The sequence below is a fragment of the Paenibacillus sp. PDC88 genome (assembly GCF_900106725.1).
GTDB lineage: Bacteria > Bacillota > Bacilli > Paenibacillales > Paenibacillaceae > Paenibacillus > Paenibacillus shunpengii.
Map to the genome: position 1 here is coordinate 72,521 of NZ_FNNT01000013.1, position 12,565 is coordinate 85,085.

At 38.8% G+C, this 12,565-nt stretch carries 12 protein-coding genes; all 12 read right to left on the reverse strand.

The genetic code is table 11. The features are described from left to right. Positions 1 to 8: 8 nt before the first annotated feature. Positions 9 to 1,274: an S-layer homology domain-containing protein gene (locus tag BLW49_RS25695; protein ID WP_090727803.1), complete on the reverse strand. Its 1,266-nt coding sequence runs from the start codon at positions 1,272 to 1,274 to the stop codon at positions 9 to 11. 322 nt (positions 1,275 to 1,596) lie between these two features. Further along, positions 1,597 to 2,586, reverse strand: coding sequence for a hypothetical protein (locus BLW49_RS25700; RefSeq protein WP_090727804.1), 990 nt, complete (start codon positions 2,584 to 2,586; stop codon positions 1,597 to 1,599). Next, positions 2,573 to 3,121, reverse strand: a complete 549-nt coding sequence (locus BLW49_RS25705; protein WP_244533623.1) for a hypothetical protein — start codon at positions 3,119 to 3,121, stop codon at positions 2,573 to 2,575. The genes BLW49_RS25700 and BLW49_RS25705 overlap by 14 nt, the downstream gene beginning before the upstream one ends. A gap of 16 nt (positions 3,122 to 3,137) precedes the next feature. Beyond that, a complete protein-coding gene (locus tag BLW49_RS25710) occupies positions 3,138 to 3,524 on the reverse strand; it encodes a hypothetical protein (RefSeq protein ID WP_090727806.1) in 387 nt (128 codons plus the stop codon). A 62-nt stretch (positions 3,525 to 3,586) separates the two neighbouring features. Continuing rightward, positions 3,587 to 4,069, reverse strand: a complete 483-nt coding sequence (locus tag BLW49_RS25715) for an ABC transporter permease (RefSeq protein ID WP_090727807.1) — start codon at positions 4,067 to 4,069, stop codon at positions 3,587 to 3,589. An 18-nt stretch (positions 4,070 to 4,087) separates the two neighbouring features. Further along, positions 4,088 to 6,175: a hypothetical protein gene (locus tag BLW49_RS25720; protein ID WP_090727809.1), complete on the reverse strand. Its 2,088-nt coding sequence runs from the start codon at positions 6,173 to 6,175 to the stop codon at positions 4,088 to 4,090. Next, positions 6,157 to 8,088 carry an ATPase, T2SS/T4P/T4SS family gene (locus tag BLW49_RS25725; protein ID WP_090727811.1) on the reverse strand — a complete coding sequence of 644 codons (1,932 nt, stop codon included), beginning with the start codon at positions 8,086 to 8,088 and terminating at the stop codon, positions 6,157 to 6,159. The genes BLW49_RS25720 and BLW49_RS25725 overlap by 19 nt, the downstream gene beginning before the upstream one ends. Positions 8,089 to 8,091: 3 nt before the next feature. Then, on the reverse strand, positions 8,092 to 8,916 hold the full coding sequence (locus BLW49_RS25730; RefSeq protein ID WP_090727812.1) for a hypothetical protein: 825 nt from the start codon (positions 8,914 to 8,916) through the stop codon (positions 8,092 to 8,094). Beyond that, positions 8,904 to 9,620, reverse strand: a complete 717-nt coding sequence (locus BLW49_RS25735; protein ID WP_090727814.1) for a hypothetical protein — start codon at positions 9,618 to 9,620, stop codon at positions 8,904 to 8,906. The genes BLW49_RS25730 and BLW49_RS25735 overlap by 13 nt, the downstream gene beginning before the upstream one ends. Before the next feature lie 14 nt (positions 9,621 to 9,634). Further along, the gene (locus BLW49_RS25740) at positions 9,635 to 10,738 is read right to left on the reverse strand and encodes an SAF domain-containing protein (protein ID WP_090727816.1); all 1,104 of its coding nucleotides are present in this window, start codon (positions 10,736 to 10,738) and stop codon (positions 9,635 to 9,637) included. Between the two features lie 17 nt (positions 10,739 to 10,755). Then, positions 10,756 to 12,228, reverse strand: coding sequence for a P-loop NTPase family protein (locus BLW49_RS25745; protein ID WP_090727817.1), 1,473 nt, complete (start codon positions 12,226 to 12,228; stop codon positions 10,756 to 10,758). Beyond that, on the reverse strand, positions 12,218 to 12,436 hold the full coding sequence (locus tag BLW49_RS25750; RefSeq protein WP_090727819.1) for a helix-turn-helix transcriptional regulator: 219 nt from the start codon (positions 12,434 to 12,436) through the stop codon (positions 12,218 to 12,220). Before BLW49_RS25750 ends, BLW49_RS25745 begins: the two co-directional genes overlap by 11 nt. Positions 12,437 to 12,565 lie beyond the last annotated feature (129 nt).

Sequence of the window (12,565 nt, forward strand, 5' to 3'; positions counted from 1 at the left end):
TTATTTATTTATTTTGGGATGACATCAAACACGGTGCCATCTTCTGAAACAAGACTAACTCCCGTTCTTAGTGATTTATCAAAATGCAACAAACCAGTTCCCCAGTAGATTGGAGTCTTTACAGTAAATTCTCCGCGCGATGTTGTAATTTTACTAGTAACAGGTATTTGATATTCTTTAGACGATTGAGAATTAGGTGAAATTGCAGCAATAAAACTAGGAGAACTCATTAAATTTCCTGCTTGTACTTGTGTCATAGAAGCACTGGTAATACTCAAATTAAATTCGGCAAATGAGTAATAAGATCCGCGCAGTGGTTTATCTCCTTCATCCAAGAAAACTGAATAATATATGCTTCTTTCTTCACCTTTAACATATGGATTAACGAGAATCCAATTTTTAATTTTTACTGTTGCATAGTTTCTCTTTGTTACCAATTCTTTGTTTCGGATTTTCGAGAAATCATCAGTTACTTTACTATAATCGTAATTTGTAGGGAACTTTTCCTCCGGAGTTTTCACATATTTGGGAACAATGGTTTTTATGTTAGTTCCTGTTAGTCCAATTTCCCTTAGTTCATTTAAAGCCTGTAGATCACTAGGATCTTTCTTAGCAACATTGGTATAGCGAGTAAGTAAGACTGCCACTTCAGCACGAGTTGTAGTTTTACTTACACCAAAGCTCTTATCGCTACCCACACTCATTAATCCCGTCCCCATAGTCACGGCCACTGCATTTTTTTGTGCAGCTGGCATTTTACCCTCAAAATATTCTTTCGCTGGTATTACCGTATTAGTAACATCAGACAATGCTTGCTTAAAGTCGGGATGAACGGCAGCAAGTCCTTGTGCAAGCCATGTAGCCATCTCTCCACGCGTAAGGGCCGCATTTGCATTTAGTTTATTACCATATTTAGAAACACTAATGAAACCTTTCTGTACTGCTGCGCTGACAGCACTCTTAGCCCAAGTAGGAACATCACTAAAGGTTTTACCAGAAGCTACTGTAGGCTGCCCTTCAATACGACTTAGGATTACAGCCATTTCCGTCTTTGTAATAGGTGAACTCGGTTTAAACGAACCATCTGTGTAGCCTTTCATATATCCGTTTTTTACAGCAGATGCGATCGCTGATGCAGCCCAATGAGTGGACGGGACATCTTTAAATTTCAAACTACTAGTGATAGAACTAGCTTCGGCAAGCGGTTGAGTAATTGTAAAACTCCCCGTTAATAGTGTTAATGCGGCAATAGTAGATAAAACAACTTTTTTCATTTGTTTCTCCTTTCGAGACGATGGTTTTATAGAGAAATTAACCCTTATCTCTATAATAAGCTGAATTGTTAAGGTGCACGAATTTTACACCACATAAAATAATATCGGTATAAATCATTAAATATGGTAACCAGCTCCTTATATGAAATACAAAAAAAGCACGCTAATTGCCTAAGGGCAAGAAGCGTGCTTCGCTTATATTTGATCCAAATGGATCATATTCAGTTTATTTATACAATAATATTAAATGATAGGATAAATGCTGTCAAACTATAATTAAGGTTACTATCGTAGAACTCAATTGCTTCGATAAAACTTGTTATTATTGCCTATTCCCGACAGTACAATCTAGGGGTATATAACCGTTGGATGCAGCTTCTTTTTCTGATCCAAAGACTTCTGAAGTAGTAAAATCAGAAGTACACGAATTTGCGGAATAATAGTACTTTCTGCCGTTAGCAATAATGCCGTGATATACTGGTGTTTTAACAAGCCGACTTCCACCTAACGCATAGTTATTATAGTAATCCTGCCCCATAGGAATACCTTGTACAAAAGATAGTACTCCAACATCGTTAATGGTATTATTCCACTCTTCTTGGCTAATAAGTGGGAGTGTGAAAGTGTAAGCTACACCATATTTTTTCGCAAAGTTGTTGTATTGATTAATGTAATATTCAAGGTCATTCTGTATTGCCTTTACAATTGTAGATCTTCTCACCTGTTCAAACGTATTTGCATCATTTAATAATGATATTTCAGCTAATGATGATATCTCTCCTCTGAAACCTTCAAACCATTGTTGATCGGAATTACGGTTTACTGTGACAAAATCATCAAGTGTAAACGAAAAAGAGTTTCCATACTGATCTGCATGTGCATACGGCTTCTTTGGACTCCATACATGCTTGAGTTCGGTTTGACCATCTGCATTGGTGTACTCGTCCATATAATACACATAGTATCCATCATATCCAACTATCGCGATAACAGGTACATAAGATTGGATAACTCCTTGTCCAACTGGATCATTAAATACTCCAAAGTTTACATACATTGTATTGAAGAAGGTTTGTACAGCTTCCTCTTTATTAATCCGAACTCGCTTTTGGAATTCGTACTGAGCTTCTTGACCTTGGCTAGCATTTGTCATTAATGCTTTTGCCGCATCCTGTGTTGCTGTATCGATTGCATGATTATATCGAAGCTCAAGAATAGTGTTTTTTCGGTTATGCTCAACGTTCATATTATTAATAATGAAAAATGGAAGCAGAATCACGGTGAAGATAATTGTAAATTTAATAGTCTTCATTTAACACCATCCCCCCATAAGGGATGACAATCTTGCTGTTTGGAGAATTAATTGTATTTGTCAGAATGTCATTTATAAGGGTGGCAGCAGTTCGGTTAGTATTCTTCACAGTTACATTAAAGAAATCGCCAGCTGCCAACTTGTATACGCGGTTAGGATGATCAATTCCATCAGTTGATGTTCTCGGGAAGAGTTTCTCGTTTATTTGAGCATTGTAAAATCCTTCGTAGTTTACGTTGTAGCCACCGAGAAATTCCCCGGCATCGCTGTATATGGGGTCATAGCGTTTGTGTAAGTGTTCCATTTGAATATCATATGTGTTACCTGTTAGAGTTAATTGATCTGAGAATTGGTTGTACATTGTTGGAGTGATAAAACCCTTATCTCTTACTGAATCGACGAATTGAGTTACTGAATTGAGTACAACGATCTCTGAGATATCATCTTGCTTGTTTAATGAATTAGAAATGGGCCATATGAACATAAGCGCTAATGCAAGTATCAAGCCGAAGACTTTCTCGAAATAATTCCACACGATCTACATCCCCTTTTTAATTAAACCGTAACAAGGTCAATATTCCTTTTGAATCTCGAACGTAAGTAGGAGTATAGTTTTTAGCAATATTGATACCCGAAACATTAACGGTGCTAGTATCCAATGTTTTGGGATATAGAACGCCATCAACTACTATATCAACCCCAATATCTTTTATTTTGTAAATCGACTGACGAACTTCAGCCCCAGTCACTATGTATTCTGTTGGAACCTTAAGAGTGGTAGTAATACTGCGATCGGATTGTTCAGTCATTGTGTATGTCATTTCGTTTGTATCAGCAACTGTTTTGAAAAGATAGTATGAAATAGATAAGGCAGCTACAAAAATGAATGAAGCGAACGCAAGATATATTGCGGATCTTGTATTCTCACCAAGTCCCATAATGATCACCCTTGTATTTAACTAGGGATGGCTAATTGAGCCCATCCCCTAGCTATTTTGAATTAGTTTTGTGTGAAGATGAGACCACGAATCACATTGCTGTTATCTTTGATAATTTCCGCTTTAAACTTACCAGACGGATTAATATAATCATTGCTCGATTCGTTTGCAGCATTAGTCAGGGTACCCGTTGTATTATTTGACGTGATAGAACCATATCCTGTGCTTCCTACAGGCACAGTTGTGTTTACAGTTTTAAAGTACCAAGATCCAGTTGGGTTCTTACCAGTGATGACTTGAACACCAAACTCGCCCTTATCTTGGAACTTACGGAGTGCGTTTACAACTTGGCTACCTGATACGGTCGTGCCATCATAGACTGTGAAAGAGGTTTGTGCTAATTCCGTTTGGATTTCAGAGAAACTTGTTTGAGCTGTTTTCGTTGCATCTTGAGCGGAAGTAAACATTAACACTGCGGTCGTTATTAAAGCAATAGCCAAGAAAAGTCCTGCTGCCATTAATAATGCTTTTTGTGCATTACTCATTTTTGATATTCCCCTTTATTATAAGTTTTGTAATTGTTCGGAGTAGATTCTCATTTGTGAATAGCTCATGTACATAAGTGGTATTACAAGATAAAGAAAGATGACAGTGTATAGAGGGGCGAATCCGAGCAATCTGCCCCAACTTGCCTTTTCTTCAATAGTTCTTTCGTAATCCTGTTTTCTTTGTTCAAAATAATAAGCTCGCTCTGTTTCAAGATCATCAAAGGCTTGCTTAATAGGGACACGGGAGACAGCCAATTGTAATTTCTCAATGGTCCTTACTAATGGAGTAAATGGAGCATCCATCTTTAATTTTTCGAGCGCCTCTTCAGCTCCACTTTCATAGTTAAGTACGCATGTATGTAACGGAGCTTTGAAAATAGAAGCAAACCGTGCCATCCACTCAAGTATAATCTCCACTGAGACGCGATCGATTTCGCTTAACATTGCTATAATGGTATGGAATTGATCCACTTCATTCTGCATATCCATTGCCCTTATACGTTTTTGGAAAATCAGAATCCAATATGGTATGTGGTATCCTACGTAACCCAACACTAAGCAAACTAGCACTTCCCACCACTTGAGATATTCAGAATTGATTTGATCAATCTTTGCAATTATTCTTTGCGTTGTATTGTTGAGCAAGGTATCGTTGGTGGCAACTTCTTCGTTCTGCTTGACCAATTGAACAACTTCGTTGTGCAAATCATCCTTTTTCACCCCCTTCAATTGATTAATGATATTGCTATCAAAATCAGTGGTGGATTGAGCAACTTGCAACTCTTCTGCGGTCATCCGACCGAACAATGAATCATTTCTAGTTGGGGCCTCCATCACGTTTTTGACCGTAATTGTGTGCATCATTGTAAAAGATATCAAGAGTCCTATTGATAGACCAACGGATAACATTAATCTATGCAGATAATGCCACTCCATAGGAATACCGGCATTAGCATCTTTTAAAAGCTTACTTATTTTATAGTGAGCAGCAGTTCGCTTAGCTGGTTCTAAGCGATCAACAAGCCAATCGACTCCAGGTATTCGAAATGCGAATTTCTCCCATGGGTGCTTTCTTACTTTGGCAACATATGTGCCTTCTTGCTGATCCTGCATTTTTTTTAGCAAGATATACGAGAGTAAGATAACAGCAAATATCACTATTTGGATAAGGAAACCAGCTTTACCTGAATAGAATTCTTCCATTGCGGGGAAGTAATTCGATGCCCAAATCTCAATTGGTTTAGTAAATATAATTGGTGTAATCGCTACAGCAGTAAGTCCTTTAAATAAATAGTTCAGTTTAGTCCTTTTCAAAATTTCCAAGTTAATTTCGCTTGTAAGTTTATTGAGGTTGTCCAGAAACAACGATCCATCTTTCACGACCTTATCACCGAACTCTTTAACCAGAAAGCTCATACCAGCGAATCCTTTGAGAAACCGATTCGGCGCCTTCTCGTAATAAGCAGCCAGGCTTTCTTCTGGTTTGTCTGATACTAGGACTTCATAAATTTTCTTTGCATGAAGAGACGCTTCATAGGACGATGTTTCTGATGCTTCATGTAGAGCCTCTTCGATCATTCCATGCTGATGATAATGGTGACGTACGTCCTTAAGTAAATCTCGAAGCTGAATTAGTAATCGATCCTCCACCCTATGAACAAATGTATCGATTAACATACCATTTATAACGATTGCAGCTAGTAGCAGCATGAAAACAAATGTTAAATCATGATTCATTAGTAAAAGTACTATTACAAAGGTGGCCATGATCCCTAGCGTATAGAAGACAATTTTCATTGTCTCGCGTCGCATAGTCAGCTCATCATATGAATGAATTGCTTGAAGTCTCCTGCGTATCTTTTGGATGTAAGACCGTAGTAACGGGACCTTGTTATATGCCATATACGAGTCTAAGAGGAGCTGATTAACTCGTTGCTTCCATTTAGACTTCCCCGTTCCAGTAAGTTGCTTAAAATTTGAATAGATTTCTTCAGTTCCGTTTCTCTGTAACTTTCGAGATACAATTTTATAGATTACATAGAGGACCACACCGAGGAACATCGATACTACGGAAATAATAACGGCTAGCTTCTCTGTATCCATGCTTCCTCACCCCCATTAATATTGGATGACCAGTGTTCGTCGATAAATTGTTTGAACTCCATTTGATCTACGTCAGACATATGTGCCAGCATTTCAGATTTGTTTCTTTCAGAAATTGGATTGACAGCGATATATCCACCAGTACGATATTCGATTATATTTCTTTCAGTAAATACTCTTCTATCCGTTTTTCTTCGGAAGTACTCCGTAGCGGTTTCCATAAAGGCTCCAACTTTCTCTTCTAAACCCTCAAGTTCTCGAAAATCAGTAGGATAATCATCCTGATAATCGAGTGGTATACATTCCGTGATTCGTTCTATGTAACGAAAACCGTTTGGATCGCGCTTAAGGTGAATATCAAAGTTTAGTACACTTACAACTTGCTCCTCAGCTATTTTTTCATCAGTAAATATATTCGTTTTCAGCAAGGAGTTGCGAATTGAAAATACCAGGTTTTTAAATGTCTTGGCATGATGAGTGAAGAGACTGAATAAGCTGGCTACTTGTGCTGTCTGAATCATATAAGCAGCTACAGGATCTGTTGCAAGCTCACCGAGTATATTTACGTCCCCATCAGTTTTCTTAGATAGATCAAGACCTGCTTGTCCGGATATGGTTTCAGTTTCTCGAAAAGTGAGAATGTTGCGATCTCCGTATATTTTCCGAAGATGAAGTTCAAAAGCTGTTTCTTGAACACGAAGTCTGTATGTCGCATCGATATATTTAATCATTGCCATGAGAAGCGTAGTTTTCCCTGCACCTTGTGGTCCAGTGATGGCCATAACCCGAGCTCCTTTAACAAGAAACTTGATGGCATCAGAAACCAGCTCACGACCTACGATTGTTTCAGGTATCAATTGATCAAGAGTCGCATTGGCTATATCGAATTTCCTTACAAAGAAGGCCCATGATTCAGAAAATCCAGGACGTACAACTACCACACGAGACCCATCTTTCATATCGTTGACTTTAAAACCATTTGAATCAGACAGTTGTCCAGGGTTGTTATATCTATATATGTTCTGACATACGCGCTTCAATTCAGACTCAGTTCCAAATGTGAGGTAAGCTAAGTGAATCGGCTTCCCTTTATAGAAGACCCAGATGCTATCGTGACTATATTTGGTTGTCTTCTTTTTCAGCTGGCCTGAGACGAATGAGAGATCATAATCGTCTAGATCTACTTGATCTATGGGAACACCCGATACCCCGCCGGATACCCCATCAATCTTCATGTCTCTGATTTCGTCAATTACACTTAAACCTTTATATTGCTCATAGATACGCTGAACGATAATCTGGAGTTTGTCCTCAAAAGAAAGAGGCTTGATCTCCTTTTGGTACACCTCGTGAATCTCGCTGTCAGTAATGATATAAGAAGAAACTGTTCCTCCCTCAATCACGTTTTTCAATTCTGCGAGACCGTGTGCTTCAAAAAGAGCGCCTAGTGCGTTAGAGCCATGTTTCTTTTTATAAAGATGTAGAAGTATATCGTGCTTATCTTTAGAAGTTAGTAATTTTTTATTATCGAATGGTATGACCCTATTGATGTTCTCATCGTTTAACCCATAAGTTTTCAGTAGTAAGTCGAATATGGTGTTTTTTACATAATTTTTATCTTGGAGATCGCCATAAGGACTATTTTTTAAAGCTTTCTGCAGCTGTAACCTTTGATTCATACGACGAGTATATTCCTCTTCAGATAAACCTAGATCGTCGATGTTACTTGTTGTCATTTCATTAAGGCAAGTTTTTACGTACTCGATCAATCCCTCGAATGTATACTTCTTATCCAGTTTATGTGGGTCTTTGCGAGGGTTGCGATTATCCGTTAGTTTAAAGAAAATGAGAACCCCAACAAGGAACAACATGATCAGGATGAGTGATATATTAAGCAGCGCTCCTGCACTCATGAATCATGCCCCCTTTTCACTAAAAATCTTCGTATCAAGACCGACCGCATCAAGTATCCCTTTCGAGAATCTACGAACTTCGCTCATAAAATAATAATTATCGTGAGAGTTCGTGATATTCTTATTTCTCAGAAAGAATTCAATAACTGTCTTATCGTTCAAAGAATCCATAAAACCAGTGCAGTGAGGAACAGTAAAAATAGGAACCTTCGGTTTAAACATACGGCTGATATTTGATAGTGAATATTTCGAATGTCGATCATATTGTCCAAGTACAATTACATATGTCTTATCTTCCAAGAATGGTGGAGGACTATTAAAGAACTCCTCCAGTACGGCTCTGTTCTGATTTAAACTAACAACCACAAGATCTGATGGCTCCAAGACCACGTTTGAGAACTTATTCTTAATGCCGCTATTGACATCTACTAAAGTGAGATTGTAATAGTTCTTCGCAGCATCTAAAATTGTTTGGATTACATCAAGGACAGAATTAAACATCTCTTCGTTAGGTTTGGATGTACCTCGTAGTAGTTCCAAGCGATCCTTTAGAATGGTATCCGTATAATCCTTTACAGCTGTCGGAGCAAGTTTATCGCTCTTCGCTAATAGCTCGAGAGCGTCGATGCCCTTCCGCGTGTATTCTATATTTTCCGAACTTTTTTTGTCTTTTAGAAACGTCGACTCAAGAGAAGACATTTCCCATTGAGTATGGCAAATGAGTGTACGAGTTACGTATTCGATACCTAGTATGCTCGACGCCGCAATCATATTTGCTGAGTTACCTGTTTGACCGTGGCGGCCGCTCCAAAATGCTATTTGCCCCATCCGTATGACCTCCTTATAACTTGTTTCATGACAGCTTTCATTTCCCGTGTCTCCATATCTGAGAGCGCCTCGCTTAAGTCCTCGAGAGCTCTTTTGTAGTGACGCGATAATTTGCGAATGTTGATCTTTCCTTCGTGTTGATTATTGACTTTAATAGAATAATCAATCTCATCGAAGTAAAGTTCTATTACTTCTTCAGCCCATTTGATTGGCAATGGTCCTAATACAGTCTCTAAATATTCTGACGCTAGATCGGACTCAATGCCATTAACGACGATTTTTGTGAATTGTATTTGTTGCTCATCCTTTTCTGTTTCCTCATATAGGGTTTGAAGGGACCTTATCGTCTTATCGAGGGACATCTTTTCACTAGATGTTGCAATGTATTTATGATCGAAACGTTGGAAGTCGTTCCACTCAAGAAATTTATTACCGCTGAAGTGTAGGATAATTGATTCATATTGATGATGTTCTACCAAATATTCATCCAACTCTTTTATATCTTCAAACCCTACGGCAACATCAAATTCTTCAAACTCAACTACCTTGATGTTCTCATTGGGTAGTGGAGTACCGTACCGGATGTATCTTTCTTCAGTGCCGTCAACAAGAAGCACTTTTTTTCCTGAAACCGTTAATATTTTACTCGCATATTGCAGCAGATCGCTTATATCCGTGGAACCAATGAATAATGCATTCTTCATAGGAGGCTTCCTTTCTATTTAACTAGCGGTTGTTCAAAAACATCTTGTTGTTTCTGAATATCATCAGCAGATTGGTCATTTTGCGAATCGTTCGGCTGTACTATTTGATCCTCTTGAATTCCTGAACTTGTCGGTTGTGATTCAGGTGTCACTAACGGAGTACTTGTGTCTACAGGAGTACCATCTGATCCGACACCGCCTCGCGCTTCGGAAAGCGCCTGGTTATTTTGCTCATTTGTTATTCGGTTATTTGCCACTTCTTGTTGGAGAATCAAGCTTCCATTCTGAATTTTCATCCGATCAACTTCAGATATTTGTGAGAGATTGTTCTCGAGCGTATTTCTTGCAACTTTACCTAGCTGTTCTGTTGCCTTTTCTAACACGTTTGGATTAGATTGTATTAGGTCGATTACCTTCGCGTTTGCAGGATAATTCGGGATTGCTTTGTCTTGCAAAAACGGATCGACATAGGTGATTGCGTAGAGCTTTGCTCCCTGTAGGTAAGCATCTACGATAGCACTGGACATAACCAACAGTTCTGACTCATTAATGTCGTACCAGACAGTCGTACCAGACAAGTCTTCGACCTTTTTCTTAGAAAGCACTACGAAGTCTTCACCAGTAGGGAATGATATCCGTACATCGACGTACTGTCCTTTCTGGAGTTTCGTTGGGAGAATCATGACATTATATTCATGGAAACGAAGATCAGCTGGTGTAGGACCTTCATTAAACACCATGGAACTAATAATCGGTGTATTTTCACCAACATCAATCTTTACAACTTTACCTACAAGATCATCAGGGTTTTGAATCATATTGGCTGGAGCATCTTTTTCTGAGATTTGCACAGTTTTTAGATTTTTCTCCGTAAGTTTCACACCGGCTTTCAACTCTCCCGAAGAGACAACAACGCTTTTCTTAACGGCAAGTTCCTGCTGTAAAAGTTGTTCCGTTTCTTGCAATTTCTGCTCGTATTCAGACCTGATCTGTTTCTTTTCCTCTGCTTGCTGTTTATATACGAATACAGCCCCTCCAGAAAAAATGACACCCATAATGACTGCTCCTGCTACGCCAGCTGCTAACAGGTTTTTCGTACGTTGCCTGATTACTGACACGTCTTACACACCTCTTCCTATAAAGTGAAATACATCGATACTCCTGCAAATACAAGTATCCCGAGAATTGCAATGCTGATTTTGATTATCTTACGTTTTTTTGTTACTCGACCTTCAAATAGTTCATCGAAACATTCCCCCGTGTTATCCTGCTCCATAAAGGGATCTGGATGATAAGGGATGGCTCGAACTGAAAATTCTTTGATTTCGCCCTGGATATCGTCTATTGTTTGTTTTTCTACGAAGGGAATAAGGAATTTCCATCTATGTTGAATATCAGCGCGATTTAAAGTTATAAATTTTTTCAATGTGTGCTGCTTCCATTCACTCCCCGACCCTACAAGTAGCTGCACTCCCGCACGATGAAACTCTTCAATATAGTTAGAGTTTTCATAGAGACCAAGATCCAAAACAATATGTGTATGTTCTGATGTTAATTGTGAAGCCATGTCTATCTCATCGTCGTTCTTGACAAAGGTAACTCCGTTAATTTGGAATTCGTCAGATCGATTCAAATCTACGTTTTTACCTTCGTAGGATTTCTCGATATAGACATATTCGCTGTTGCCACTACATTCGATTAACTTTACTTGATACCCCTGCGATGCAAAGTAATTAGCAATAAGAATCGCTGTATGCGTCGTCCCTACTCCTCTATCAATTCCTGCTACAGCAATTATCTGTTTGCCTATGATACGATCTCGGACAATCACCTTTGGTTTCACAGGAGGTAAAGTCCAGAGGAATTCTTCTTCTTCGAGATCTTCCTCTAATATGTCAGGCAATTGTAAGTTTTCCGTACCCTTTTGCTTCCCATACTCCAAAGAATTAACAGTTGTTGTTGGAGAACTCTCGTCGGTGATTGTTTGAGAATCACTATTAATAGTAGGAATACGTTTTTCTTTAGGTACTGCCTTTGCTTCTTGTTTTTCATGCATGCTTTCTTTAGCAGAATTAACATTAATTGTGATGGACTGACCGCCGTTTACAAATCTCCTCCAGGGGATATCTTTGTCGAACTCACGAAATTTCTTTACTTCGTTGTAAAGCATGGGATGATCAATACAACGAATCAACTGTTTGACATTTAAAGACTCCGACTTTTGCGCAGACTTTGCGAATATGTTGTAGATGCCCATCGATACTAACTCAGCTAATAATGGATGACCCTGTGTTTCATCTGACAGGAAGATGATAGAGGTCTCACTAAAGTCATCTCTTATTTTCTCGATTACGTCTGCTAAAAACTCAAGCCGCTTATCTTTTCCTTTCTTAGCCATTGAACTGTTAATGACCAATCCATCTAGCTTAAAATCAGGTTGGTTTTTGAAAGAATGAAGGTCTTCAATAAGATGCTCTATGATGACATATACTCCGAGAACATTTATCCCTTCAATCTCAAAATGTTTCTTTAAACCTTCACCAAGGTCTGGTTTAGGAGTCGCAATGATAACATTGCGTTTTCGTTCACGCTCTGTTTCATGCTCCATTCATTGCATCCCCTTTCTGGTTCGTCCAGATGGAAGTACCCAGAACTCTTTCTATATCCTCAATCTCCTTGTCAGTCGGCAACTCTAACTGATTTTCCAAACGACTTATTCTTACCTGATAAGAACCGACCTTCTCTGCAAGTTCTTCTTGAGTTAGGTTTTTTCTGTTCCGGTATGTTCTCATAAGTTCTCCTGGTGTTAAATCCATTGCCTCTACTCACCCCTTTCTAGAGGGTTTATGAACAATCGAGTAGGAGGCTACCCATTAATTGAGTAGCCGACCTCTCACACCACCGTACGTACCGTTCGGTATACGGCGGTTCAACCGCTTAAGTGC